Source organism: Synechococcus sp. PCC 7502 (genome assembly GCF_000317085.1).
Lineage (GTDB): Bacteria > Cyanobacteriota > Cyanobacteriia > Pseudanabaenales > Pseudanabaenaceae > PCC-7502.
This window is the reverse complement of record NC_019702.1, coordinates 2,434,182-2,460,661: the sequence shown is the minus strand read 5'-3', so window position 1 is coordinate 2,460,661 and position 26,480 is coordinate 2,434,182. Positions and strand designations below refer to the sequence as shown.

The 26,480-nt window shown below is 40.0% G+C and carries 30 protein-coding genes and 1 pseudogene; 15 read left to right on the top strand and 16 right to left on the bottom strand.

All coding sequences use genetic code 11. The features are described from left to right. Positions 1–76: 76 nt before the first annotated feature. From dapB to SYN7502_RS12175, 3 genes are all read right to left on the bottom strand, one after another. The gene (dapB, locus tag SYN7502_RS12185; protein ID WP_015169111.1) at positions 77–913 is read right to left on the bottom strand and encodes a 4-hydroxy-tetrahydrodipicolinate reductase; all 837 of its coding nucleotides are present in this window, start codon (positions 911–913) and stop codon (positions 77–79) included. Between the two features lie 326 nt (positions 914–1,239). Further along, the gene (locus tag SYN7502_RS12180) at positions 1,240–2,046 is read right to left on the bottom strand and encodes a hypothetical protein (RefSeq protein ID WP_015169110.1); all 807 of its coding nucleotides are present in this window, start codon (positions 2,044–2,046) and stop codon (positions 1,240–1,242) included. 142 nt (positions 2,047–2,188) lie between these two features. After that, a complete protein-coding gene (locus SYN7502_RS12175; RefSeq protein WP_015169109.1) occupies positions 2,189–3,667 on the bottom strand; it encodes an AAA family ATPase in 1,479 nt (492 codons plus the stop codon). 113 nt (positions 3,668–3,780) lie between these two features. Between SYN7502_RS12175 and SYN7502_RS12170 the strand changes: the two genes are divergently transcribed. Next, a complete protein-coding gene (locus tag SYN7502_RS12170; protein ID WP_015169108.1) occupies positions 3,781–4,776 on the top strand; it encodes a hypothetical protein in 996 nt (331 codons plus the stop codon). 244 nt (positions 4,777–5,020) lie between these two features. Beyond that, positions 5,021–5,410 (top strand): ParA family protein, encoded by a 390-nt coding sequence (locus SYN7502_RS12165; RefSeq protein ID WP_015169107.1) that lies wholly within the window; start codon positions 5,021–5,023, stop codon positions 5,408–5,410. 4 nt (positions 5,411–5,414) lie between these two features. On the opposite strand, the pseudogene SYN7502_RS19410 reads toward SYN7502_RS12165, so the two are convergent. Then, a pseudogene (locus SYN7502_RS19410) lies at positions 5,415–6,233 on the bottom strand (IS1 family transposase). Positions 6,234–6,275: 42 nt separating this feature from the next. Between SYN7502_RS19410 and SYN7502_RS12155 the strand changes: the two are divergent. Both SYN7502_RS12155 and SYN7502_RS12150 read left to right on the top strand, forming a co-directional pair. Further along, the gene (locus tag SYN7502_RS12155; protein WP_041429442.1) at positions 6,276–6,476 is read left to right on the top strand and encodes a hypothetical protein; all 201 of its coding nucleotides are present in this window, start codon (positions 6,276–6,278) and stop codon (positions 6,474–6,476) included. Beyond that, positions 6,469–6,870: a hypothetical protein gene (locus SYN7502_RS12150; protein WP_015169106.1), complete on the top strand. Its 402-nt coding sequence runs from the start codon at positions 6,469–6,471 to the stop codon at positions 6,868–6,870. Before SYN7502_RS12155 ends, SYN7502_RS12150 begins: the two co-directional genes overlap by 8 nt. Before the next feature lie 57 nt (positions 6,871–6,927). On the opposite strand, the gene SYN7502_RS12145 is transcribed toward SYN7502_RS12150, so the two are convergent. Further along, positions 6,928–7,188: a DUF4926 domain-containing protein gene (locus SYN7502_RS12145; RefSeq protein ID WP_015169105.1), complete on the bottom strand. Its 261-nt coding sequence runs from the start codon at positions 7,186–7,188 to the stop codon at positions 6,928–6,930. Continuing rightward, on the bottom strand, positions 7,188–7,526 hold the full coding sequence (locus SYN7502_RS12140) for a DUF6883 domain-containing protein (protein ID WP_015169104.1): 339 nt from the start codon (positions 7,524–7,526) through the stop codon (positions 7,188–7,190). The genes SYN7502_RS12145 and SYN7502_RS12140 overlap by 1 nt, the downstream gene beginning before the upstream one ends. 138 nt (positions 7,527–7,664) lie before the next feature. Between SYN7502_RS12140 and SYN7502_RS12135 the strand changes: the two genes are divergently transcribed. The 3 genes from SYN7502_RS12135 (at position 7,665) to SYN7502_RS12125 (ending at position 10,074) form a co-directional block, all read left to right on the top strand. Next, complete coding sequence (locus SYN7502_RS12135) at positions 7,665–8,363, top strand: tetratricopeptide repeat protein (RefSeq protein WP_015169103.1); 699 nt, start codon at positions 7,665–7,667, stop codon at positions 8,361–8,363. 71 nt (positions 8,364–8,434) lie between these two features. Further along, positions 8,435–8,869, top strand: coding sequence for a type II 3-dehydroquinate dehydratase (gene aroQ, locus SYN7502_RS12130; protein ID WP_015169102.1), 435 nt, complete (start codon positions 8,435–8,437; stop codon positions 8,867–8,869). A 98-nt stretch (positions 8,870–8,967) separates the two neighbouring features. Further along, the gene (locus SYN7502_RS12125) at positions 8,968–10,074 is read left to right on the top strand and encodes a hybrid sensor histidine kinase/response regulator (protein ID WP_015169101.1); all 1,107 of its coding nucleotides are present in this window, start codon (positions 8,968–8,970) and stop codon (positions 10,072–10,074) included. On the opposite strand, the gene SYN7502_RS12120 is transcribed toward SYN7502_RS12125, so the two are convergent. The 8 genes from SYN7502_RS12120 to SYN7502_RS12085 all read right to left on the bottom strand — a co-directional run bounded on the left by SYN7502_RS12120 (position 10,010) and on the right by SYN7502_RS12085 (position 17,594). Continuing rightward, positions 10,010–10,786, bottom strand: a complete 777-nt coding sequence (locus SYN7502_RS12120; protein ID WP_015169100.1) for a response regulator transcription factor — start codon at positions 10,784–10,786, stop codon at positions 10,010–10,012. The genes SYN7502_RS12125 and SYN7502_RS12120 overlap by 65 nt on opposite strands. Before the next feature lie 203 nt (positions 10,787–10,989). Continuing rightward, on the bottom strand, positions 10,990–11,835 hold the full coding sequence (ylqF, locus tag SYN7502_RS12115) for a ribosome biogenesis GTPase YlqF (RefSeq protein ID WP_041430155.1): 846 nt from the start codon (positions 11,833–11,835) through the stop codon (positions 10,990–10,992). A 7-nt stretch (positions 11,836–11,842) separates the two neighbouring features. Next, the gene (gene tsaE / locus SYN7502_RS12110; protein WP_015169098.1) at positions 11,843–12,325 is read right to left on the bottom strand and encodes a tRNA (adenosine(37)-N6)-threonylcarbamoyltransferase complex ATPase subunit type 1 TsaE; all 483 of its coding nucleotides are present in this window, start codon (positions 12,323–12,325) and stop codon (positions 11,843–11,845) included. Positions 12,326–12,448: 123 nt separating this feature from the next. Beyond that, on the bottom strand, positions 12,449–13,681 hold the full coding sequence (gene tuf, locus SYN7502_RS12105; RefSeq protein ID WP_015169097.1) for an elongation factor Tu: 1,233 nt from the start codon (positions 13,679–13,681) through the stop codon (positions 12,449–12,451). Positions 13,682–13,712: 31 nt separating this feature from the next. Then, positions 13,713–15,788: an elongation factor G gene (gene fusA, locus SYN7502_RS12100; protein ID WP_015169096.1), complete on the bottom strand. Its 2,076-nt coding sequence runs from the start codon at positions 15,786–15,788 to the stop codon at positions 13,713–13,715. A gap of 99 nt (positions 15,789–15,887) precedes the next feature. Continuing rightward, entirely contained in the window at positions 15,888–16,358 is a 471-nt protein-coding gene (rpsG, locus tag SYN7502_RS12095) for a 30S ribosomal protein S7 (RefSeq protein ID WP_015169095.1), read from the bottom strand. An 84-nt stretch (positions 16,359–16,442) separates the two neighbouring features. Further along, entirely contained in the window at positions 16,443–16,856 is a 414-nt protein-coding gene (gene rpsL / locus SYN7502_RS12090; protein WP_015169094.1) for a 30S ribosomal protein S12, read from the bottom strand. A 117-nt stretch (positions 16,857–16,973) separates the two neighbouring features. Then, positions 16,974–17,594, bottom strand: a complete 621-nt coding sequence (locus SYN7502_RS12085) for an HAS barrel domain-containing protein (protein WP_015169093.1) — start codon at positions 17,592–17,594, stop codon at positions 16,974–16,976. 68 nt (positions 17,595–17,662) lie between these two features. Here SYN7502_RS12085 and SYN7502_RS12080 point away from each other — a divergent pair, with 68 nt between their 5' ends. The 5 genes from SYN7502_RS12080 to SYN7502_RS12060 all read left to right on the top strand — a co-directional run bounded on the left by SYN7502_RS12080 (position 17,663) and on the right by SYN7502_RS12060 (position 22,154). Beyond that, on the top strand, positions 17,663–18,307 hold the full coding sequence (locus SYN7502_RS12080; protein ID WP_015169092.1) for a class I SAM-dependent methyltransferase: 645 nt from the start codon (positions 17,663–17,665) through the stop codon (positions 18,305–18,307). 9 nt (positions 18,308–18,316) lie between these two features. Continuing rightward, positions 18,317–18,601 (top strand): hypothetical protein, encoded by a 285-nt coding sequence (locus SYN7502_RS12075; RefSeq protein ID WP_015169091.1) that lies wholly within the window; start codon positions 18,317–18,319, stop codon positions 18,599–18,601. Continuing rightward, positions 18,598–19,590, top strand: coding sequence for a tocopherol cyclase family protein (locus tag SYN7502_RS12070; protein WP_015169090.1), 993 nt, complete (start codon positions 18,598–18,600; stop codon positions 19,588–19,590). Before SYN7502_RS12075 ends, SYN7502_RS12070 begins: the two co-directional genes overlap by 4 nt. Before the next feature lie 81 nt (positions 19,591–19,671). After that, entirely contained in the window at positions 19,672–20,808 is a 1,137-nt protein-coding gene (locus tag SYN7502_RS12065; protein WP_015169089.1) for a hypothetical protein, read from the top strand. Between the two features lie 23 nt (positions 20,809–20,831). After that, the gene (locus SYN7502_RS12060) at positions 20,832–22,154 is read left to right on the top strand and encodes an FAD-dependent oxidoreductase (protein WP_015169088.1); all 1,323 of its coding nucleotides are present in this window, start codon (positions 20,832–20,834) and stop codon (positions 22,152–22,154) included. A gap of 58 nt (positions 22,155–22,212) precedes the next feature. Here the strand turns inward: SYN7502_RS12060 and SYN7502_RS12055 are convergent, their stop codons facing one another. Together SYN7502_RS12055 and SYN7502_RS12050 are read right to left on the bottom strand one after the other, a co-directional pair. Further along, on the bottom strand, positions 22,213–22,479 hold the full coding sequence (locus SYN7502_RS12055) for a hypothetical protein (protein ID WP_015169087.1): 267 nt from the start codon (positions 22,477–22,479) through the stop codon (positions 22,213–22,215). 201 nt (positions 22,480–22,680) lie between these two features. Beyond that, positions 22,681–23,637 carry a GntR family transcriptional regulator gene (locus SYN7502_RS12050; RefSeq protein WP_015169086.1) on the bottom strand — a complete coding sequence of 319 codons (957 nt, stop codon included), beginning with the start codon at positions 23,635–23,637 and terminating at the stop codon, positions 22,681–22,683. 84 nt (positions 23,638–23,721) lie between these two features. On the opposite strand from SYN7502_RS12050, the gene pyrF reads away from it, so the two are divergent. From pyrF to SYN7502_RS12035, 3 genes are all read left to right on the top strand, one after another. Next, on the top strand, positions 23,722–24,411 hold the full coding sequence (gene pyrF / locus SYN7502_RS12045) for an orotidine-5'-phosphate decarboxylase (RefSeq protein ID WP_015169085.1): 690 nt from the start codon (positions 23,722–23,724) through the stop codon (positions 24,409–24,411). 71 nt (positions 24,412–24,482) lie between these two features. Next, entirely contained in the window at positions 24,483–25,526 is a 1,044-nt protein-coding gene (locus SYN7502_RS12040) for a late competence development ComFB family protein (RefSeq protein ID WP_015169084.1), read from the top strand. A 20-nt stretch (positions 25,527–25,546) separates the two neighbouring features. Continuing rightward, the gene (locus SYN7502_RS12035) at positions 25,547–26,434 is read left to right on the top strand and encodes a carbohydrate ABC transporter permease (protein ID WP_015169083.1); all 888 of its coding nucleotides are present in this window, start codon (positions 25,547–25,549) and stop codon (positions 26,432–26,434) included. Positions 26,435–26,480: the final 46 nt, after the last annotated feature.

The following is a 26,480-nucleotide window of genomic DNA, read 5'->3' as shown; positions in this document are numbered from 1 at the left end:
GGGGGGTATTTAAAAAATTCAAGTATTTATATCACAGATTTATTAGAGAATAAATAGATTATCTCCAGTTATTTACCTAAAGTAGCTTCTCGATGCCATAGACTAACTGCTTAAGGTGAATAATCCTACGGATTCCCAGTAATACTCCCGCCATATAACAACTGCGATCGCTTGTATCGTGTTTCAGTCTGTAGGTTTCTCCCAAGGCTCCAAAAATCACCTCTTGATGGGCAATTAGTCCTGGTAAACGTATGCTATGAATACGAATATTTTCAGCAAATAAAGCTCCTCTGGCTCCAGCGATATGTTCGGTTTCGGAGGCATTGGAAGTATTAAAGGTTTGTCCCAGTTCCGCTAACATTTGGGCTGTTTGTAAAGATGTACCACTGGGCGCATCAGCTTTTTGGTTGTGGTGCAGTTCAATAATTTCCACATGATCGAAATATTTAGCCGCAGCGATCGCCGCCTGTTGGAGTAGAACCATACCAATAGAAAAATTTGGCACAATGAGGCAACCCGTACTAGCTTTATCGGCAAAGGCAGCTAATTCTTGTAATTCCGACTCACTTAATCCCGTTGTCCCTACTACTGGGCGCACGCCATAGGCAATACTAGAGCGAATATGGTCATAGACAAGGCTAGGATGGGTAAAATCGACCATTACCGCCAACTGTTTTTCTTGCGCTCCCTGTGCTAATAAAATCTCTAAATCATTGGTCACAGGAATTTCCAACTCGCCACAGCCTACTACTTCTCCAATATCTTCGCCAATATGGGTACGACCTGTTGCGCCAATTAGGGTTAAGTCTGGGGATTTAGCGATCGCCTTGATGGTTTCTCGTCCCATTTTACCTGTTGCTCCCGCCACGATTACAGGAATAGGTAAGGATGCGGTAGATGGAGGTACGGTCATTAATTTGCTATGTTAAATTTGCAAGAAAGCTTCTAGGAGCTATTTTAGAATTGGATTAAAGTCTAAGCAAGCAATTTGTAAAGACTTGGATAAAATACAGTAGCTATAATCGCACTATAAGTAACCCAAGAAGCACAAGAATAAATAAATATGCCACCCACGGGCGCAGAGACTGGTAATCGTAATTTGTAAGTTAAACCAGCAATTAGCAAATTGGACAGATATTGACGGTATGGGAATCGGATTTGACTCTAACTCTAGTACACGGTTTACTTTGCCTAATGGTGCCAAGCGATCGACTGATGCCTCATGTATCCCTTTAGAACTTATAATGTTTTGTTTTCAATAATCTCTATTAAGCTCATACCCTCACATTTACTAGCCACCTTATTAAACAGACTTGCAAAAGTTTCGATTTCCCTCATTACTCCATACTTTGGCGATTTTACTAAGGTTACATTTACTATTGATTCTGGCTCGCCATTCTGCATATAGAAGTCAACTAGCTTTTCATCAACCATCATTAAACTCCATATCTCAGGATGTCCACTTTCCCTTTCCCAACTATAAACATCTAGATAAAGTAGTTCAAAAACTTCTACTAAACAAATTCCTATCCACTCTAAGAAGGATCGTAGATCTACTTTTTTCCAATATTCTTCTGGCTCATTTACTGCAACTTTGTCTATGTGAGAATCAATCTTGTCTCTAACAATTCGTAAATCACTTTTATTGTCTAATGGGACATTTGCTAAAAATCGCTCTTTTTTATTGATAAGAAATTTAAGCTGTTGAGGGTCTATTTCAATATAGTTTTTAACATTACTTTCTAGTTCATTAAACATATCTTTAATACCAGTAGCTAATGAATAAAGTGGTGATGAAAGTTGCTTTACTAATCTCTTATCGGTATTAGGATCATCAAGTTTGGATAGGCTTTCCATACTTTTTGAGAGATCCCGCATCGCTTCAACACATCGAAGTAACTTGAATGAAATCTCATTAGCACCGCGCCAAACTGAACTAGCTTGTGATAGAGCTGGATCACGAATTACTGGATCACTCGAATCTTCATACCAAGTAATCCCACTTCTTTGTTCCTCTAAGCCTTCTCCATCAATTATTTTCGACATAGTTTACTTCTTTTTCCTAAAGAAATATTAACTCAGAATTTGTTTGAATTGGGTATTCTTTATAACTTAGAAATGCTGATGGAATGGCATTTTTATAAATATAAGTAGATAACTAAGTTATTACAGGGAATTAGGTTTTTCTCTATGAATTAAGCAGATTCTGTCTTGAAGCAAGCCGAGCTTTACCAGAGGCTGCCCATTCTTGGAGGAGTTGAATTTCCTTTTGGGCAGTTTGGGCAAGGGGAACAATTTGGCTGACTGCTTCTAAAATATCTTCGGTGGTAAAGTCACGATTTTGGCTAAATCCTAGGTGCATTGCTTCAATAATTGCCTGTTCGATTTCCGCACCCGAAAAGTTAGGGGTTTCGTATGCGAGGCGATCGCAGTCATAGTTACGTAAATTTAAGGGGCGAAATTTAGTTAGGTGGACTGTAAAAATCTGTTCTCGTTCAGACTGAGTAGGAAGCCCGACAAAAAACACCTCATCAAACCGACCTTTACGCAAAAGCTCAGGGGGGAGTTGACGGATATTATTAGCAGTTGCCACGATAAAGACAGGAGAGTTTTTTTCTGCCATCCAAGTTAAAAGCGTTCCAAATACCCGTCCAGTGGTACCAGAATCGCCGCGCCCATCGGAGTTACTAGAAAAAGCTTTATCAATTTCATCAATCCATAATACGCAAGGGGACAATGCCTCTGCCAGTTGAATCATTTGTCTAGTTCGGGATTCACTTTCGCCCACTAAGCCTGCAAATAATCTGCCCACATCTAAACGTAGTAAGGGTAAATGCCAATGGTGGGCGATGGCTTTGGCTGTTAAAGATTTGCCCGTTCCTTGAATTCCTGCTAATAGTAAACCCTTGGGATGGGGTAAACCATACTGCCTTGCCCGTTCTGAAAAAGCATTACCTCGCCTTAGTAACCATTCCTTGAGATTATCCAAACCGCCAATATCACTAATTTCGGCAGTGGAAGGATAAAACTCTAAAATTTGGGTCTGGCGAATGGTCTGCCGTTTTTCTGCCAAGATTAATTCCACATCTTCGGGTGTTAATTCTCCATGTTCGGCGATCGCCTTTGCTAAAACCCGTCGAATGCGTTCTAAGGATAAACCTTGACTGGCTCTTACTAAGTCATCAATAACCTTAGGATTGGACTCTTGATTAAGATTCTTCAAGATTTGGCTGATTTCTTGGCGAATTTCAGCAGCTTGGGGTAGTGGAAACTCTAAAACCGTAATTACTTCGGTAAGTTGTTCGGGAATTGTGACCTGTGGCGACAGGATTGTAATATTTTGGGACTGCCCTTTTAAATGTCTTTGTAAATTTCTAAGCTTACGGGCGATCGCAATATCATCCAAAAAACGATCAAAGTCACGGAGAATAAACACAGCCCCAACCGTAATTTTTTCAATAAATTCTAAAGCCTGCAAAGGATTACGTTTTCCTACCGCCGTTTCGCCTTGATAGCCATCCACAAAATCCCAAATATAAACCTTACGCCCTAATTGCTTAGCAACATCCTGCACTGCGCTTTCTACTCGCTCCTCTTCAGGCGATGGTATATATAAAATGGGGTAACGGGCGCGGAGGATCAGATTTAGTTCTGAGATAAAGGTCATGATATGAACTGAAAGAGTTTGGGTATTATTGACTAGTCAGCGTTTAATCAAGGAATTAAGAGTACCGCCGATAGTTAATAAATCAAGTATATGCAAGTTATAGGCTCGGAGATATGAAAACAGTAAAGCTAAATTTAGAAGATAGGGTGTCTTGGCAAAAGTTTCAGCACGTTCTTACTAGTTTTGCCTCAGATTATATCGATCTAGTTGCACCTGAACAAACTCTGTGCAAGCTTGAGCAAAAAACATTACTGATTTCCTTTGCCCTAATTAATAGCAATAGCGATCGCACAAGAGCTAATATTTTCACCCAAAATTTGGAAGCATTTCTCCTGCGCTTGCCTTTAGTAGAAGTTCGGAGAGTAGAGCTGGAACTAGTTGACTTAAATCATGATGAAACTATTCTCAGTGCAGGGTTTGATTTACCCTATACTTCTGCCTCGGCGATCGCTCCCTATTCCCATCGGAAATCTGGGGCAGGCTTAGTTCTCCGTCGTACCTTTGGTAATTTAGTCCGAGGGCTTAGAACTTGGATTACCAGCCCTGAGGTGCAGCAAAATGTCCAAACAGGAACAAAACTAGCGATCCGTAACCCTAAAACCGCTTTAGCTCTTACTGCTAATTTTGCCAAAGATCAGTTTATTACCGCCATCAATTGGGTAGATACTTTTCCTTGGGAGGAATGGGTACAAAATCGAGTAGCAGAACAAAAACGCCGTCATAAACGCAACCTATTTAAGGCTGTAATTGAAGATGTGATCATCTTCGCCCTGCTATCATTTTTAGTGATTACTTCTGTGGATATGCTATCAGCCCCATCATTCAACGTTGCCAATTTACCTAAGCAGCACTACGATCAGGCTCTAGATACCCCAGCTTCTCGGTGTAGTTGGTCAGGAGTTAGTAAACAAAACTATGTGTGTCTATCACGAGGGATGTCCTATCGCCAAGTTGTCAATATTCTGGGGGGAGAAGGAGTACCTCTAGGTTTTGCTCCTAAGTTTGGGGACAATGCGGTAATTGTAAGCTGGCAAAAGGGTGACGAGGCTATGAATGTTACCTTTAGGGAAGACTATTTAGTGGCAAAGGCATACCGTAATTTGTCCTAACTGGTTTGATACTTTTGCGCTGGCTTAATGATCTGAAATATCCTCAAGACAACTGAATCCGCCCCACAAGATTTTTTGGGGTTCAAACAAGGCTGCATCCGCTAGGTGAAGATGGTTAGCCTTGCGGTATGACAATTGAACACGCTAAAGAAAGGGTAGGTATTCCAGAGATTGCTTGTCAATAGATTGCTGCTTAAAAAGAACTTATAGGGATATTATTAAGTTGATACTACATAATCCGCTCATGCAAGTTACCTCAGTTATAAATTATAAAGGTGGTGTTGGTAAAACATCTATCACAGCAAACCTTGCGTCTGAGTTAGCTTGGCTTGGCTACCGAGTTTTGTTACTTGATATGGATGCTCAGGCAAGCCTTACCTTTTCATTTATAAAGCCCGAAGTCTGGCAACAGGAGTATGCTAGCTCAAAAACCATTAAGAAGTGGTTTGACGCAATCACTCAGCAAGGGGCTTTTTCGCTTGAATCTTTAGTAACTACTCCTGAAACTGTAAATACAGAAATTAAGAAGAGTGGTAATGGCGGTAGATTAGATCTTATTCCATCTAATCTTGGACTTATTAATGTTGATCTCGAACTGGCGACTCAACTTGGTGGTGCAAATATAAGACGGTAGTGCGTCAAAGTAAAGTAGAGTAGGTGCAAATATTATCCCAAGTCCACTTTCTATTGGTTAAATTAGCTCTCTGGGCAGCAGTTGTCTTTTTTCGAGAGTGAATCCATATCCAATTAAAAAATGTGACTAATAATCTGACTGCTATTTCAGTCCACTCCCATAACTTGCTGAATTTATGCTGTCGTCGATGAAATCTACCTGTCTGTTGCCTTAAAATACCATTCGTTCTCTCTATTCTTTGAGTGCGATCTTTGCCGATATAGTGTTCTACATATTCTGCCAACACTCTCTCATATCCTCCCCACCCATCAGTATTCCAATGCTGGCAATCGGTCTTTCCTAACTATCTCCTCAATTAATTCATCCGTATGTTTTCCTACTCTTGCCGCTAAAATCAATCCACTATCATTACCTATGCTTACCCCAATCCAACAGTCTCCTGACTCAAGTTCTGTTGGTAAGCAGTTTTTCTGTTTTTTCCTACGAATGACCACATTTCATCACTACTGATTTCTTCTGTCTCTACTGCTTTAACTTCTTGGTTATGAACCATTTGGGCTTTCTGTGAGGCTTGTCTAATTATGCTAACCACTGTGTTATATGCTAATCCACTCAATCTTGCTATACCTCGTAAGCTTACTCCTTCACTTTGGCTTTGCAGGACTAAATGAATCTTTTCTGCATCTATATGCCGATGATAGTAAATCGTATCCAAGGTCTCCACAAATGTCTTCTTACATTTAGGACATTCATACCTGACGTTGCCTTTGCTGGTTGTACCATGTCCATAAACTTTATGATGTCCACACAATAGGCATTCCATGTCTTTATCTACTATCTCTTTTCTCTATACTACCTCATCTTGATGCACTACCAAAAATTAGGTCTACCTATTTTTAAAGATAAATTACGAGACAATAAAAATATTTATGCTGATGCCCCTGAACGTGGTATTCCAGTAGTACTGACTAAACCTTCAAGTCCCACCCATAAAGAGATTGTACAAGAACTCAAAGATTTTGCAGATCAGTTTATTACTAAATCTGGAATTTTGAAAAATGAATAAAAATATTTTTACTAATCTTTTACAACAGTTTACTAAACTTCTTGATCTTCTTTCTGAGAATGATATTCAAGATATTATAAATGGCAAGAAATATTTCACAATTGGAAGTGTAGTCGAAAAAGATAAAGCTTTAGCTAAAAAAGAGATAAACATTGACAAGGTTGCTTCTACTAATTTAATAAAGCTAGAAGAGCTATTGCAAAAAACGCATTCAAGGAGTGAAGCGGAAGAGCTTTTAAAAAACTCTAAGAAAACAGATTTACAAAAACTTGCAAAAGTTTTAGATATTCCTATTCAAAGTCGCGACAATATTAATAAAATCAAGGAAAAAATAATTGAGTCAACAATTGGTTTTAAGCTAAGATCCCAAGCCATAAGGAATTCAGACAGTTAGGATTGGTTAATTTATTTAAATAGGAGATCGCATTGTGATTAGATAACCCTTAAAACCTTAAGCTGCGGTAAGCTCATATTGCAAAGTAATAAACTCACTAGCTTGCAAATAGGCGATCGCAAACTCACATCCATCAGAATCCGCAAATTCCACTAGATAATCAATCTCTCGATTATGCTCATGAATATTTACAATCGTACCTACTAATCCCACGGGTAAAGTTCCATTAAATTCATATTCTGATTCCATCAATGAAAGTCTATCGATAGAAATTGGTTTTACAATAGCGATCGTATCAAGCAACTGTGGAGTTTTCATTATTTTTCTCTCTTCAAAAAAGCACTAATTAAACGAGGATATATGGATTCTGAGCTTATTTCCCAAATAGTCCGAAGTTCAGTACTTTCTGTATTAGGAATTTTCCAATCTACTTTATATTCCTTCCCAAATTTCGTGCTACTTTCCTGTCCTACTTCGCCCTCAATTGCTGCAATCTGAATCAGGTTAAATAAGCGATCGGCATTTTGAGTAGTGATACCCAGCCTAGATTGAATTACTCTTGCCTTATCTTTACCCTTATCATGGTTGAAGTTTAAGCAATACCCTAAAATTTTTTCCATAGAAATTTCTGAACTATCGCCATTTGGTAATTTCATTGAAAAGATTAAACATTCAACTAGGGTCAGTATAACTAATCTTGATCTCAAGAGATCCCTGTTTTGATGTTGTTGGTTTTGCTAGAGGCGATCAAAAAATATTGGAATACATTAGAGTAAATTACAATTTCTCATACTTTGCTAAGAATATATCTAAAGCTAATTTTTATTAGGATTGCTTGTACGGGCATATTTTTAACTCACTTTGTCACTCAAACTAGTTGGGCAGAAAACTCAGTCAGTTATTACCGCCAGCAGGGATTGGCATATCGTTATCAAAAACTCTATCCGCAGGCGATCGCTGCCTTAGAAAAATCCGTAAAACTAGCACCACAGGATATTAATGGCAGAATTATTTTAGGCTGGACATTACACTTAGCGGGAAACCACAAACAAGCGGAGCGATCGCTTTTTCAAGCTTTATATATCAATCCTTTTTCGGTGCAGGCTTGTAATGCTTTAGGCATAGTTTATCTTGTGCAAGGTGATTTAATTCCAGCCGTCGGAGTGCATAATTGGGCGGCGATTCTGAAACCTGATAATGAAATTGCCTACTATAACCTTAGTCTGGCATATCATCGGTTGGGCTTTTTTAATTGGGCGATCGCAAATGCAGATATTGCTATCAAGTTAGAACCATCTAATCCCCATCCTTTAGTTGCGAAGGCATTGGCTGCTTGGGATCAGGGCGATCGCACTTGGGCAAAGCAAATATTTAAACAAGCAATTAACTTAGATAGCAGATATGCGGATACCGAGTTTCTGAATTATTTAGAGGAAGCGGGATTTAGTACTGGTCAAATTGCTTTATCTAAAAAGATTTTAAGACTACTTTAAATTTTAAATCCAAATTCTTAAATCTAAAACCAAGGATATAAACTCAAGTATTAACATCTTTTATTTCTTTCATGGAAATTCTCCTCCTACATGGTGCTAACCTCAATATGCTCGGTCGGCGAGAGCCAGAAATCTACGGTAAGTTAAGCTTAGAAGCCATTAATCAAGTTCTGACCGAAGATGCAAAAGAGCTAGGAATAAATCTGGAAATTATCCAATCCAATCACGAAGGTGTATTAATTGATGCAATTCATAGGGCATGGCAATGTAAGGATGGAATTGTGTTCAACCCTGGAGCCTTTACCCATACTAGTGTGGCATTACGAGATGCGATCGCTGCGGTAAGTATTCCCACCGTAGAAGTACATTTAAGTAACGTCTATCAAAGGGAAGAGTTCCGCCATCATTCTTTTATTGCTCCTGTGGCAATTGGACAAATTAGCGGATTTGGGGTTCATAGCTATCGGTTGGGTTTACAGGCGATCGCTTGGCATCTAAAAAAATAATATAGCTCCAAAATTAATATAATTCCTACGCCTTCTTGGTACCATGTTTTAATATTTACTGATAGATTTGCCAATCCAGACTTAAGTTTCTATGCTCCATGCCAAAGATTTTAGTAATTGAAGATATATCAAGCCTAAGGGAAGAAATTATAGAAGTCTTAAGTTTAGAAGGCTTTGAAGTCATAGGTGCCGCCGATGGTAAGCAGGGCATAGAAATTGCCACAGCCGAATTGCCAGATCTAGTTATTTGTGATGTTTCCATGCCAGTTATGGATGGTTACTCTACCTTAGCTGCCATGCAAGAACATGATAGTACTGCTACTATTCCCTTTATTTTTCTCACCGCCTACAATGATCCAACCCAAGTTAGAAAAGGCATGAATCTTGGGGCAGATGATTACCTAACAAAACCCTTTGCAGTTCACGATCTAATTGCTATAGTCACAGCCAGACTGAAGAAAAAGTCATATATTGATCAAAAACTCAAATCAGAAGTTGACACTATTCGTACCAATATCAGCCGTGCCTTACCCCACGAACTCAGAACTCCTTTAAATGGCATCATGGGATTTTCTGAGCTTTTAGCCGAGGAATTGCAGGATCAACCAGACCTTAAGGAAATGGCTGATGGTATTTATGAGTCTGCCCAAATCTTATATCGGGTAATTCAAAATTTTTTACTATATGCTGAACTCGAAATTCTTGCCAATAAGAAAACTATCATTACCGATCAAAGCACATATGCCCAAGAGGTAATTGCCAATTCATCTCGGCTTAAGGCTCAAACCGCAGGCAGATTAGCCGATCTCCATCTCCATCTTACTGATGCTAAAGTGCGAATTTCTAAAATCCGACTCAGTAAAATTATTGAAGAAATTATGGACAATTGCCTTAAATTTTCTAATCCTGAGACTGCCATTGAAGTAATTTCCACCTGTGATCGCGACTCTATGTTTATTACCTTTACAGATTATGGTAGAGGTATGACTCCAACACAGATTAATAACATCGCTGCCTATATTCAATTTAATCGCAAAGTTTATGAGCAGCAGGGTACAGGCTTAGGTTTAGCGATCGCAAAAATTTTAGTCAAACTCTATGGTGGTGATATGCAAATTTATAGTGACCTTGGAGTAAAAACTACCGTAACTGTAACTTTGCCCCTAGCCGAGACAAGTCAGGTGATAGCGGAGAAGCATTATTAGCTGCTGCACGCTGGGAAGGTGACCGTCCTAAAATTGCCTCTAAATTAAATCGATAGCCCACATTCCGCACGGTTTGAATTAAGCGTGGTTGTTGGGGATCAAGTTCCACCTTCTTACGCAAAGATAGAATATGGGTATCAACAGTCCGAGGATTATTAACTTCATCGGGCCATGCTTTTTGTAAAAGTTCACTACGACTAATAGGTTCACCCTCTGCCTGAGCCAGCACATACAGCAATACAAACTCTTGGGGTGTTAAGTCAATTATGCTCCCCTTAAGGCGTACTCTACGCTGCACTAGATCAATTTTCAAATGTCCGTAGTCTAAATATGTAGATGAACTTGCAACTTTAATGCGGCGAGAAAGAACTTCCACCCGTGCTAGAAACTCTTGAATCCCAAAGGGTTTAGCTAAAAAGTCATCTGCTCCCGCTTTTAACCCGGCAACTATTTGCATTTCGGAACTACGGCTCGAGATTAGAAATATGATGGTACGTTTTTGTTTAGCCAACCAATAACAGAACTCTAGGCTTTCATCAGATATATCTAAATCTAGGATCGTGATGCTGGGCTGATACTGAGGTAAAAGTGACCTTGCCTGCCCTAAATTTAAACTTTGATATACAGAATAACCAACCTGTTGTAAGTGCCAACTTAGTAAGGAACTAAGATTAGTATTATTAGCAATAATGAGAAGGCTAAGAGGGATCAAACTGGTCGGCTCCTGCTTATAAAATTTGGGTTAATTACTGTTAATAAAAGTTACTATGATTTACCTACCTTGAAGTTAGCAAAACTTTTAAGTTTATTTTGTAGCTGTCAACACCTTAGGTAATTTATCAAGTAATTTTTCAACTAATCCCTCAAACAACTAAATTTATGCACTTATGTAGAGTATGACTTCTAGTCTGATATTTATATTTCTGTAAATGGATACTCAAGGGCAATTGCACCAAGCCTACCTTTTCTAAAATCATGCAAAATTAAATCGGCAACTCTTTTAAAATCACCATTATAGCGATCGCTCTTAGCTACAGCTTCAATATATTCCATCCCGCTAAGTTCCTTTGCCGAGATTCCATACTTGATATGTAAAGGCACGCCAATTTCCTTAAATTTATCCACCGCCGCCGCCGCAATCAAAACATTGTCATAGGCAGCCTGTCCAATATCATCACAAATTGCCAATTTCACTGCCGCATCTTGATCTCCCAATAGAGATGGTAAATTACCCGGCGTATCTAAAAGTTCAATGGCATCGGAAATCCTGATCCAGCGTAATTGCCGAGTAACTCCGGGGCGGTTAGAACTTTCTGCTACCCTCCGATTTAGCAGCCGATTAATCAATGCCGACTTACCAACATTGGGAAATCCAATTACCGCCGCTCTTACAGGTCGGGGTAACATCCCTCGACTGTGCCTGCGCTCATTAACCCTAATCCCCGCCACCTGTGCCGCCTTCAATAATTGCTTAATGCCGTCTCCATCCTTGGCATTGGTAAAAAATACCTCCTGCTCTTGTTGGTTAAACCATCTTTGCAACTGCTTTTGATGTAATCCAGAAATCATATCAAGGCGATTCATGACTAAAAGATGACTACGCCCTTCAGTCCAAGTAGCAATTTTGGGGTGAGTGCTGGCAATGGGAATCCGTGCATCTCTCACCTCGATTACCACGTCTACACGTTTTAATTGCTCAGATAAGGCTTTTTCTGCTTTTGCAATATGCCCCGGATACCATTGAATCAGTGGTTGTGACATGATAATTTCAAACATTAAAATCCAATAAGCGTTGACATGAAATGATCTTGAGGTACTGCTCACCTTTAGCGGAAATAACGATCCTACGGCGATCGCTACCCTCAAGAAGAGAGAAGTTTAAACTTAAATATGTTTCAGGTAATAGTTCTAATCTTTCCGCCCACTCGATCGCTACGATCCCCAAAGGAAAATCAATTCCCCGCCAATACTCTTGTAAATGTAGTTCATTCACCTCTTGGTTACTGAGTCTATATAAATCCATGTGATACAGAGGCAATCTACCACAATCGTACTCATCAATAATTGTAAAAGTTGGACTTGTGACCAATGCTTTTACCCCTAAAGATGCAGCTAGTTCCTTGATAAATGTAGTTTTGCCGCTACCCAGATTACCCTGTAATAATAAAACAGAACCTGCTTCTAATAAATTTGCAATGATTCTAGCGATCGTCTGAGTATCAGATAGATTATTAGCAATAAGGCTAAGCATATATTTCTCAAAATAAGCTTGTCAAAATACATCTGTCAAAAAATAAACTAAAAAATAAATAGTGCCGTAAGGTAAAGTCCCCACAGCACCAATAAATTAATAGGATTAACTCAGATAATTTGACTACTTAATGATCTTGGTAACTACACCTGAACCAACAGTTCTTCCACCTTCTCTAATTGCAAAACGCATTTCATTTTCGATCGCAATAGGGTTGATAAGCTCAACTGTCATTTTAATGCGGTCTCCGGGCATTACCATTTCTGCATCTGCTCCATCATCGGCTGTAAATGCTTTGATAGTACCAGTTACGTCAGTAGTACGTACATAAAATTGAGGACGATAACCAGGGAAGAAAGGAGTTTTACGCCCACCTTCTTTTTCCTGAAGAATATAAACTTGAGCTTCAAATTCAGTATGAGGAGTAATTGAGCCAGGCTTAGCAATTACCATGCCTCTTTCAATATCCTCTTTTTTCATACCGCGCAATAGTAAGCCAGCATTATCACCAGCCAAACCTTCTTCAAGACTTTTCTTGAACATTTCGATCCCAGTTACTGCAGTAGTTCGAGTTTCACGAAGACCAATTAATTCAACGGTTTCGTTAATCTTGACTTTTCCTCTTTCAATTCTGCCAGTAGCAACAGTACCACGACCAGTAATTGTAAATACATCTTCCACCGCCATCAAGAAGGGTTTATCGACAGCCCGTTCAGGGGTAGGAATATAAGCATCAACAGCAGCCATTAGGGCGTGAATCTTATCAACCCAAGGGTCTTGACCTTTTTGAATCTTGGGGTTAGCAGTCAAAGCCTCAACAGCCTTGAGTGCGGAACCTTTGATAATTGGAATATTATCTCCATCAAAATCATAGGAAGATAGCAATTCCCGAACTTCAAGTTCAACTAGTTCGACTAGTTCTTCTTCACCTTCCATTTGATCTTCTTTATTCAAAAAGACAACTAAGTTAGGTACTCCAACTTGGCGAGCTAGAAGAATGTGTTCGCGAGTTTGAGGTTCAGGACCGTCTGCTGCTGAGACTAAAAGGATAGCACCATCCATTTGAGCCGCACCAGTAATCATATTTTTAACATAGTCAGCATGCCCTGGACAGTCAACGTGAGCATAATGACGCTCCTCAGTTTGATATTCAACGTGAGCAGTATTGATCGTAATACCACGAGCTTTTTCTTCAGGAGCAGCATCAATATCGGCATACTTTTTAGCATCTGCCTGACCGATTGCTGCCAAAGTCATCGTAATTGCAGCAGTTAGGGTTGTTTTACCATGATCAACGTGACCAATGGTACCGATGTTAACGTGGGGTTTATTTCTTTCAAACTTTGCGCGTGCCATTTAACTTATATTCCTTGTCCTGTTAATTCCTTCAATCTTTACTTTTACTTTTTGCAATGATAGCTTCAGCTACGTTGCGAGGGACTTCTTCATAATGGCTAAATTCCATTGTGAAAACTCCCCTTCCTTGAGTCTTAGAACGAATATCAGTAGCATATCCGAACATTTGAGCTAAAGGAACCTTTGATGATACTTTGGCAATACCTTGTTCAGAGGCTTGACCCTCAATTTGCCCTCGACGGGAATTGAGATCACCAATAATTGTACCAATGAAATCCTCTGGAACTTCCACTTCCACTTTCATCATCGGTTCGAGTAAAACTGGAGATGCCTTCAAAACAGCTTCCTTGATTGCCATAGAGCCAGCTATCTTGAAAGCCATTTCTGACGAGTCAACATCATGAAATGAACCATCAACAAGTGTAGCTTTTAGGTCAATCACGGGATAGCCTGCCAGAATACCAGATTCACAAGCCTCTTTCATCCCTTGCTCCGAAGGTCCAACATACTCTTTCGGTACAGAGCCACCCACAATTTTAGAAACAAATTCAAATCCAGTTCCAGGCTCGGTAGGTTCAAGTTCAATCACAACGTGACCATATTGACCTTTACCACCACTTTGCCGAATAAACTTGCCTTCAGCCCTAACGGATTTACGAATGGTTTCTCTATATGCTACTTGTGGCGCTCCAACGTTAGCCTCCACTTTAAACTCTCGAAGCATACGATCCACAAGAATTTCTAGATGAAGCTCACCCATACCTGAAATTACCGTTTGGTTTGTTTCTGGATCAACCATAACCCTAAAGGTTGGATCTTCCTCAGACAAGGATTGCAGTGCTTTGGAAAGCTTTTCCATGTCTTGCTTAGTTTTGGGTTCGACGGCAACTGAAATTACAGGTTCTGGAATGAATAGTGACTCAAGTATGACAGGGGATTTATCATCACAGAGGGTATCACCCGTAAAGGTATCCTTTAGTCCTAGTACAGCCCCTAAGTCACCTGCTCTTAGCTCGTCAACTTCAATCCGATCATCTGCTTTTAGGACAATTAACCGTGATATACGTTCCTTCTTATTTTTAGATGAGTTAAGAACGTATGAACCTTTAGAAATAATCCCTGAATAGACTCGAATAAAAGTTAGCCTACCATAGGGGTCAGCCATTATTTTAAATGCTAGCGCTGACATCGGGGCATTATCATCAGAGGGTCTAATTACCTCTGTACCATCCAAAAGTTGTCCTTGAATTGCTTGAACCTCAAGAGGAGATGGTAGATAGTCAATAACTGCATCTAGGAGTAACTGTACTCCTTTATTTTTGAAAGCAGAACCACAAACCATGGGAACGATTGTGCCATTGATAGTGCCACGACGTAACCCAATTCTGATTTCTTCTTCAGTTAATTCTTCGCCTTCTAAATATTTTTCAGTCAATACATCATCAGTTTCAGCTACTGATTCTATAAGTTTTAATCTATATTCGTTGGCTACTTCTACTAGGTCTGAGGGAATGTCGGATTCAGTGATATCTTTGCCAATTTCATCATTGTAGATAAAAGCTCGCATTTTTACTAAATCGACAATACCCTTGAATTTGTCTTCGCTGCCAATAGGTAGTTGGATAGGAACTGCGTTGGAGCGTAAGCGATCACGGATTTGACCATAAACCTTATAAAAGTTAGCTCCAGTTCGATCCATCTTATTAACAAAGACAATACGAGGAACTTTATATCTATCAGCTTGCCTCCATACAGTTTCTGATTGGGGTTGAACACCACCTACAGAACAAAAAACAGCAATAACACCATCGAGTACACGCATAGAACGCTCAACTTCGATTGTAAAGTCAACGTGACCAGGTGTATCTATAATATTGATTTTGTGATCTTGCCAACTGGTAGTAATTGCGGCAGCAGTAATAGTGATTCCTCGCTCCCGTTCTTGCACCATCCAGTCGGTTACAGCCGTACCTTCATGCACTTCACCAATTTTATGTACCATGCCAGAGTAAAACAAGATACGCTCGGTGGTGGTTGTTTTACCAGCATCTATATGTGCGGCTATACCGATATTGCGTACTTTATCTAAGGGAATGGTTCTCGTCACGGATTTTTCCTCGGGTCTACAGGAATACAAAAATTATCTTCAGCATAGCATAGTTATAGTCACAGATTCTGATCCGTAACTTTTTGAAAGTACCTAGGCTTAGTACTTGTAATGGGCAAATGCCTTATTCGCTTCAGCCATACGGTGGGTTTCTTCACGCTTACGCACAGCACTTCCAGTTTCATTAGCAGCATCCATAAGTTCATTTGCTAATTTGCTAGACATACTACGTCCAGGGCGAGAGCGAGAGTACTGCACTAGCCATCTTAAAGCTAAGGCAACGCCGCGATCAGTTCTAACTTCCATGGGAACTTGATAGGTTGCTCCACCAACTCTACGAGCTTTAACTTCCACTAAGGGAGTAGCATTACGAACTGCTCGGTCAAAGATTTCAATGGCTGGATTACCTGTGCGCTCAGCTACGACATTAAAAGCATCATAAACAATGCCTGATGCCAAGGAAAATTTTCCTGATACCATGAGGCGACGAATAAGCATATTAACTAGGCGGCTGCTATAGACAGCATCGGGCGGGGTAATACGTTTGGTGATTTTTGTGCGGCGAGACATTTGATATAGGGATAGAGATTAATTTAAATTTGTCAAAACTTGGATCTGTCAAAACTTGTCAAATGATTTAATAGCAATTTGTAGCTATTTCTTTTTGCCCTTGGTAGGAACTGCGGCAGCTTGTCCTGGTTTCGGTCTTTTGGCACCATATTTTGAGCGTCCTTGCATCCTTCCTTTAACTCCAGCAGTATCAAGGGTGCCTCGGATAATGTGATAGCGAACTCCAGGAAGGTCTTTAACTCTTCCGCCTCTAATCATAACTACTGAGTGTTCTTGAAGATTATGCCCAATTCCGGGAATGTATGCTGTCACTTCAAAGCCAGAGGTTAAACGTACCCGTGCTACTTTACGCAAGGCGGAGTTGGGCTTTTTCGGGGTGGTTGTATATACACGTGTGCAAACTCCACGCCTTTGTGGACAGCTTTTGAGGGCTGGTGACTTTGTTTTTTGGTTAGCATTTTGACGCTCAGTGCGAATGAGCTGCTGGATTGTGGGCATATACTCTAAGAGTTTTAGATTAAATCAACGGCTATCTAGCTTAGCAATATTGTATTGTGGAAGTCAACTATTAATTTTATCTGTATAAACTGTAGAGTAAAATTTTTAGAAAAGTTTTTAGATTAGATGAACTTGGTTAAGAATTGCACCTAGGCGATCATAGTCATCTTTTAAGAGGATACTGAGTTTGCGTCCAGATGCTACAAGCCACTGGCGATCGCCTTGACGAGATTGATACGTATTACGGAGTATGGCAGCTATGAGTTCATCGGTGGGAGCATTGGTAATCTGGATGAGGGTGCGTAAGAAATGTAGCTCATCCGTAAATTTGTTGATTTCATTGCTGCTACAGGCATAGACGGCTTGATGAATTTGTGGTGGTTGGGATGGCAAATGTTGATAGATATTATTTTCTGCCTGAAAACCAAGAATTGCTACCTTAATTTCTGTTTTGAGCATGGCAAAGATTTGCGGTTGTTGTTCTTGGAGTTCAGTTAAAGATAAACCAAGGGCAACGGCTCGATGAACTGAGTCAATGGGCATAGTTGTGGCATGGTAAACCACTCCATAGATAATTATCTGATCCTCAGCGATCGCTTTAACCCAACTACCAAAGGCAGGTACGACAGGAAAGCTTAAATGTTTTGGTTCTAGACATTGGGCAATGTATTCCGTTGAGGCGGTTTCGACTATTTCAGCGATCTGAGTTGATTCTAGTTTTAATGAAGATGTAGTCATAGTATTTGCCATTCATAAGTTTTGACAATATGTAACACTAGTTACACAGGTTTTAGAGATACAGAACAATGCTTTTAGCCCATGAGCGGACAAAGTTAGATCCCAGTGACGATGCCCTTTTTTATGAGTATCCTCGATTTGTCACCCACGTCGATGATGGCTTTATTCGACAATTAACTAATTTATATAGCGATCGCCTAAAACCTCACACTCGAATTTTAGATTTAATGAGTAGCTGGGTTTCCCATTTGCCAGAGACTATGAAGTTTAATCATGTGGAGGGACATGGCTTAAATGCTGAAGAACTCCAGCGTAATCCCCGTTTGGATCATTTTTTTGTCCAGAATCTAAATCAAAATTTAAATCTACCATTTACTGATTGTGAGTTTGATGCAATTCTCAATACGGTATCTGTGCAGTATTTACAGTATCCCGATGCGATTTTTACGGAGATTTATCGAATATTAAAGCCCAATGGCATCGCAATTATTAGTTTCTCTAATCGGATGTTTTATCAAAAGGCAATTCAAGCTTGGCGGGATAGTTCAGAGCAACAACGGGTAGAGTTAGTTAAGGCGTATTTTAAGGCGGTGAAGGGATTTAGTGAACCTGAGGTGGTAACTGCTAATTCCCATAACCTATTGTGGCAGTGGCTAAACCCCAGTAGTGGCGACCCTTTCTATGCTGTAATTGCGACTAAGGTTTTAAGTTAAGGGGAGAGTATGGCTAAGGTATCTATAGATAGGGCAAGTTTGGATCGAGTCTTGGCACAGTTAACCAAGGCAGTCGAGGAAAGTCTGGCGGAGGGTATTAAAAATGGCTTATTTCACTTACCTAGTAGCGATCGCAATGCCCTGTGGGTAGCAACGGATTTATTACAGAAGTCGGGCAAGTTTCCAAATTATAAATTTACTTTTTATCACTTGGGAAAGGGAGCAGAGACTAATACTTGTGCTGTGACTTTTATTGCTAGTACTATTGATAATATCGAGCATCCTAATCAATGATGAAAGTTGCCCATCAAGGTTATCACTGGAACCGTGGCTTAGGGAGATTCTTTGAGGGGTGGTACTACCGCTTAACTTTACCCCAGTTTCAACAATCCTTTGCCTTTATGTATGCCATTGATGATCCCCAAGGTGGGACAGCCTATAGTGGCGGATCAGTGCAAGTATTAGGAGTGAATGATCAGCATATTTGGCGAACTTTGCCTAGTGTTCAAGGTTTTTATGCTAGTTGGGAACGACTTAATCTTAGCCATTGGCACTCTGGGGAGGGTTATTCTGCTAGCGATCGCCATAATCAAGGCAGAATTTATGACCCCGTAAAAGACCTTACCTGTACTTGGGATTATCGGATGCAGGCAATTAGTAATGACAGATCAGCAACCATGGGCTGGTTATCTTACTTTTCTGTATTTGCTCCTGGTTGGCAGATTTTAAAGCTGCATGGCTTGGGCTCAGGGTGTGTGGCTTGGGGCGATCACTTCTATGACTTTGAAGATGCACCAGTATATATGGAAAAAAACTGGGGTGGAGCATTTCCAGAGCAATGGTTTTGGGTACAGTGCAATGCCTTTGATGGGAATAGTAATCTCAGCGTAGTATGTGCAGGTGGCAAACGTAAGACCTTGGGGATTTCAAGTGATGTTGCCATGGTTGCTGTTTACCATAATGGTAAGGTATATAACTTTATGCCCGATCAAAGTGAGATTTATTGTGATATTGAGCCTTGGGGAAGTTGGAAAATTCAGGCATATAACAACCGTAGGCAGCGAGTAGAGCTTAGGGGTAAAACTGATAGCTTAGGCACATGGATTATGGTACCTACAGCCAGGGGCTTGAAATTTAGCTGTCGGGATACGGCGATCGGAAAAATTAAGTTAACTTTGGTGCATGATGGTAAGACGATCCAAGCCAGTAGTAATCAAGCTGCCTTGGAAGTTGGCGGTAAGACTTGGTACACACCTTGGCAGTTTAAGTCAGCGAGTATTTAACCTAGGTTAAATCCCCATTGTGATATTATCCAACTAGGTTTGGGCTATTTTGCTGCTTTAGGTTTTGTATGTATTAACGAGATGGACGAGGTTGCGGTCACAGAAGCTTTACAAACGGACTTGAACTTGTCCAAGGTTAGAATTCAAGTTAAGTGGGTTGAGAGTCAGTTATATATTTTAGCAAGTAGGAATCAGGGGCAGGCTATTAACTATGACCTTTTATTTGCTCGAATTCAGACCCGCTTAGAACAATTACAAGTACCGATCGCCGTATTTACAGTGTATGGCAAAGTTAGCGGTAGTCAGGAGCCTGAGTGGAAGCGCATCGGGACTATTAATTTACCTAAATCTTCCCAAACGAAAAAGACAAGTAATCGAACTTCTCAAGCTGTTAAATTCCAGCCTCAAAATATTAAGAAGATTCAATACATTAAAAATATTCGACTTCATCCCAAGCAGGGTTTTCTACTGGCATTTGCGGTTTCTAGTATGATCTTGGCAATTTGGTTAGTCTGGGAGCGATCGCAGCAACAGGAGCTAATTGATCAGGCGCAAAGTATTAAAAAGCAACCTTTTGATTTGAATCGTCCCTATAACCCAGATACCCTTGAGGGCGATCGCCAAAATGTTAATGGTAAGTTACTAAGGCTCAAAACAATTCCCAACTTTCCTGTATTTGCCTATGCTGAGGCTCAATCTTTAATTTCTCCCCTAGATATACGGATCAACCAAATTAATCAAAAATTACAAATCGAACGTAGTGCTGCTAATACCCTTGATATTGCTACCAAAATCGCTGTAAATGCCGAGGCGATCATCCAAAATTCTCCCCAAACAGCTCAAAAGTGGCGATTAGCTCAAACTAAGTGGTTGGAGTCTGTAGCAATTCTCAAAACTATTCCTAACTCAACATTTGCGGGCATTCAGGCACAGGAAAAGATTAAGGATTACAGTATGAGATATGCGGCTGTGAAGTTACAGCTAAAAAAACAGTTAATTACTGAGGCGATCTCCTTTGTTCTCAAAACTGATACGGGCATGGCTATTCAGTCAGAGATGCGGGACTTGAAAAACAGTAAGGTTGGTAAAATTGAGTTTATGAATGCGTGTACACCGTTTGTGAGTTTTAATTTAGACCCTAGTCTGGTGAAAAAACAGCAGGTGGAGCTTTCAGCCTTGGCAGTAGAGATGTGCAGTTATCTGTGGAATAACAAGTAACTAGGAAATCTAGGAAATAAATTATGCCCCTTGGTGATTATGATTTGGTGGTAATAGGTGATGGCAAAAAGGCAGGAGCGATCGCTCTTAAGGCAGCAAAAATTGGAGCTAGGGTGGCTCTGGCAACTTCTCTAAGATGGGATTTGGATCAGCTTGAGCAAGTTGTGAGAAGATTTCAGTTATGTACGCATTCTTTAAAATCTTTAGATCAATTAGAACAAATAGATCAAATTTTAGAATCCCTACTTTTTGCCCAGAAAGAACAGATCGAGTTTTTACAAACCTGTGGTGTAGATGTAATTTTAGGTAAAGTCCAATTTAGCGATCGCCGCACCATAATCATCCAGTCCTTAACGCAAGTTGATCAAAACCATAATCCAATCAATAGGAAGTTAACATCTCGACGATTTGTAATTGTCCAAGATTCCATTCTCCAACGACACAGAATTTTAGGCTTAGATCAAATTAGCTATTTAACCTATGACTCCCTATTTAAGCTATTACCCACAGGTAGATTAAGTTCCATTGCGATCTTGGCAGAAGATGCTCTAGGTTGTGCGATCGCCCAGATTTTGCATAAATTAGGAATTAAAGTCCGAATTATCACGGCGGGTTCGATTTTACCTGAGTTCGATCTGGATATTGCGCGCATACTCCAAGCACATTTAGAAATTCAAGGTATCGAAATTTACACTGGTACCATTGTCACGGCGATTTCCGATCAGAAAATTTGGATTACGACATCATTAGGAACTCATGCTTTAGACCGGGATGGAGATATATTATTGCCAAGTTCTGCCCATATTCCCGATCTCAACCTGACTGCCGCAGGGATTCAGACTTATCAAGGGGCTAATCAAGGGGAAATTCTGATTACTTCTAAACTACAAACCACAAACCCTAATATTTATTTGTGTCATCAGTTGAACGATATAGACATCATTTTAAAAAATGCCTTATTTTGGAAGATTTTTGCGCTTAAACCATCTATTCCTGCCCAAATTTCTTACACTCAACCACAACTAGCAAGTATTGGCTTAAGCGAACTCGCAGCAAGATTGCAGTACGGGAAGAATGTATATGTATGGCAGAGATACAGTCAAAGCGATGGCGGGGAGTTTTATAAAGTTCTGTATCGAGATAATGGGGAAATTGTGGGAGCGCACTTTATGGAAGCCTATGCCCAAGAGCTATTGGCATCTGTAGCAATTATGATCCACAAAAAAATTAAGGTTACGGATGTGGCTAATTTACCCAATGGCGCGATCGCTGAGCTATGTCAAGAAATTTCCACAGAAATCTGGGCTAGAAACTGGAAATCATTGTGGTTTAGGCTCCGTAGCTAAAGTTCGATAATTCCGCCATACTTATTTCACACTTCATGGCACGACCCTAAGTACAATCCTACAAACCAAAACTTAGGTCGATGTTAACTGATGGACGATTCTGATAAATGCGACGATTTTCATATTCATAGTAACGGCGGCGATCGTAATCACGGTAATAGCGATCGGCAACGTATTCTCTGCGATAGTTGTTCCAGTTGCGATCACGGAAGCGATCCGATTCTCTAATAATAACTACCCGATCGCGCTGGGGATGAGCAGATACTGCCATAGGAAAAAGTGCCATAGCTGCGGCGGATAATGCCAAAAATGTAAGATTTTTCATACTATTACCTTCTATTTAGTTCATTTAGTTTTAAATTTCAATTCTAAAGTTCGATTCTAAATTTCTAAGTATTTAGCAAACTTAATTTGGTATATCAGACTGTAATTAATCCATAATGGTTCAAAATAAAAAGTTTAAAATCAGCGCAAATCTTTCCAAGTAAATTAATTTAACCAAACCAAATCCAGTCCTAGCTTGAGTTTAATCAATCCCCAGTTCTAACTTAAGAGCCTTAATCGACTCCGCCGCCACATACTTACCCGAATAGATCACCTCTAAGGGGCGAATTCTATCCACATCGGCGATCGCCTGTTTAACAGCAGCCAAAGAATGTCCAGCTATAACTAAATCTACGGTTTTTAGCATTGATTGCAGCCTATAGGTATCTTGGGGTAAAACTGCAATTACCAAAACATCTTTGCGAATACTTTGGATTAAGCTTTCTGCTAGTCTTAGCACTCCTGTACTGATTGACACTAAACCAACAGAACTATTTAAGGGCAGTTTTCTAATGCGGGCAATTTCGGGGCTGTAGTTATAAATATCAATGGTAAATATGCGGATGGGGCGATCGCCTACCAGTCTATGCACGGTTTCCGCAAAGTAGCGATTGGTGACAATTGTACTAGCCCTAATATTTTGCTCAAGCTGATCTAGAGTTTTGCCAAGTTCTTCGATCGCAATAATTTGTAAGGGAATATCAAGAGCTTCTTCTAACTCTGCGGCAATAATTTGAGCCACGCCTGCATCTTCTTTCCCAGAGGTAACAATGAGCTTAGCACTACAACTTAGTCGCCAATTAACTTCATGATTAAATAATGTTTGTGCCTGAGCGAGGGAATATCCTAAGCTTAAAAGCTGATTTAAGGTCTGACGAATAATTTGTACAGATGCCTCTTCTGAGACTAGTTCCTGCTTGGGAGGAGCCGCATACATTCCTGAACCACCCTTTGCCGTGACTAAGCCTGCCTTCTTAAGCTGTTGATAGACTTTATTGATAGTGTTGCGGTGTAACCCAGTCTGTTGAGCTAATTGGCGAGTGCTGGGGAGTTGTTCACCACTAGCATAGGCACAGGACGTAATGGCAAAACTAATCTGATCAAATAACTGTACCGCAGGGGAAATCTCGCTATCTGGCTGAATGAAGAACTGTACCATCTGAGATTACTGTATGATTCAAAAAGACTTAAAATAAAGACTTAAAAATTTAATGGCTTAGAAATTTAGTTTAATAGGAAATCCTTGAATACAGATCAAATCATAATTGCTCTTGATGTGCCTAGCTTGGATCAGGCGATCGCCCTTGTCGAGCAGTTACCCACAGTTACATTTTGGAAAGTTGGACTAGAGTTATTTACTAGCTGTGGCATTGAAATAATTCGCTATTTAAAATCTCGAAATAAAAAAGTATTTTTAGACCTCAAGCTACATGATATTCCCAATACCGTAGCCGCCACCTGTCGGGTCTTAGCCAAATATGAAGTGGACTTTTTAACTGTGCATGCGATCGGCGGCAGAGCCATGCTAGAAGCTGCTCAATCTGAAATTAAAGGAAGTTCCACCCAACTTTTAGCCGTAACCATCCTCACCAGTATTTCTGCCCAAGAATTAGGTGCTGATCTAAAAATTCCCCTAGAGCTTTCCGACTACGTTTTAACATTGGCATTAATGGCTCAAGCTAGCGGTATTGCTGGTTGTGTTTGTTCTGCCCATGAATTAAAAGTTTTGCGATCGCATATCCAGTCTAATTTTTATTTGGTTACCCCTGGTATTCGGTTGGGAGGTGGGATAAATCAAGATCAAAATCGAGTCATGACTCCGAAGCAGGCGATCGCTCTTGGTGCAGATTACTTAGTGATTGGTCGTCCCATTACCCAAGCCCCAAATCCCTTGGCTGTTTGGCAAGAAATATGTCAGCAAATATCTACATAGACTTTGTAAATATAAGCTATTTAGTATAATTTCAGCAGCAAGCCTCATCACATCATAACTATGGAATTACTATGGAATTAGCTAGCTGTAGAAATGCGATCGAAGAACCAGTCATTGAAGAAGTAAAAGCTCAAGTTAAATCCTTAAGCCCTGCTCTCCAAAATCAAGTTGATGTACGCGGAATTGTTGCCTACTCGCTTAATCGTCTTCCAACTATGTATGCTACAACCCAAAGAGGATGGTCACAGCAACGCCGCAGGGCAAGGGAAGAATTTGGGGATCAAATTAAAGGTGCTGTTCGTCAAGGAATGCTGGGGATCAGAAAAGATGTCCTGCGTGAATCGCAACCCTTGCCTGAAGAAGAGCTAGAAACTGAAGCTCGGTCTTTAGCAAAACTCCAAAAAATCCTCGGTAAACCAGATTTGCGCTGGCGAGAATTGCACGAAGCTCTCCAAGACACACTGATTAACATTCATGATCGAGGTGCACTATCCACTGGTCATGTCAGCATGGCAAGGAAAAATGCTTTGACCATTAAAAGTTATCTCAAGCGTTCTAAGTCCCATGATCCAGGCTGGAAAAGTCGCCAAATTACGGTTGCCCTTTCAGAACATGCTATTCAGTCATCTCAAGATGAAAAAGAATTTGCTTCCTATATGCTGCGAGCCTACTGGAATTACACCAACATTTTAGAAAACTTAGTTATGGCAGTGGCAGAATTACAATTAAAGCGGATGGAACCTGCTGCCAAAGAGAGGATTACCCTTAATGAGGTTGCTGCTTACACCTTAAATCGCTTACCACCCATGTATGCTACCAGCAATAAAGGGTTACAACAATTACGCATCCGCGCAAAAACGGAAATGGCACACCAAATCGTCGCTCTAGTTAGAGAAGCAGTAGTTAGAGTTCGGGAATATCCCCAAAGACTTTTACCGCCTTTAACCATCCAGAAATTCACAAAAGAGCGAGACTTAGCCTTATCGGAACTGAGAACTTGTTTAGAACTTCCAGATTTAACATGGCAAAATGTTGTGGAAGTAGTCCAAGATATTATTACTCAGAGTGAGGAAGGGGATACCATTTGGTACAGAAAACTACAAAGATCGAGTTAGTAACTATAACTAAGCAATCGATGAAGATCAATAAATTAATTCCATATCTATTTTTACTACCTGCACTTTTAGCCTTTGGAATTACTGCTTTTTTGCCGATTATTCAGGCGTTGTATTTGAGCTTTACTAATTACGACCTTATTAATAAACCTAATTTCATCGGTTGGCAAAACTATATTAATTTGGGTAGCGATCGCCTATTTTGGCAGGTTTTACTTAATACAATTATCTATCTGGTATGTGCAGTACCTTTATTAATAGTAATTCCCCTATTTTTGGCAATTTTAGTTAATCAAAAACTAAGAGGTATGCAATTATTTAGAGCAATTTATTACTTTCCTGTAGTGATTTCTGTAGTGGTAGCGGGATTAGCTTGGAAGTGGATATACGCCGAAAATGGACTACTTAACTTTATTATTTCCGCTATTAGCTGGCAATCAATTAAAATTAATTGGCTAACTGATTCTAAAACCGCAATTTTTGCCATTATTGCTGTAACCGTATGGAGGGGTCTGGGCTATTACATGGTGATTTATTTGGCAGGTTTGCAATCCATCCCTCCAGATTTATATGAAGCCGCAGCGATCGATGGTTCCGATGGTTGGCTAAAGCATTTTGACATCACTATTCCTTTACTCAAGCCCTATATTATCCTAGTGGCTGTAATGTCATCAATTTCAGCGATGAAGATATTTGAAGAAGTATTTATTATGTCCCGTGGTGGACCCGCTAATAGTACTAAGACCATTGTTTATTATCTGTATGAAAAGGGATTTGGTAGCTTAGAAATGGGTTATGCTTCTGCCATTGGTATTGTGGTTTTCATGGCTATCTTCTTAGTATCTATTACTACTTTTAAGTTTATTAATTCTCAATCCTTGAATATCCCTACCGCCAGTGATATCTAAAAAATTCTCAAAAACTTCCAAACTAAGTCCCAATAACTAAAATAAT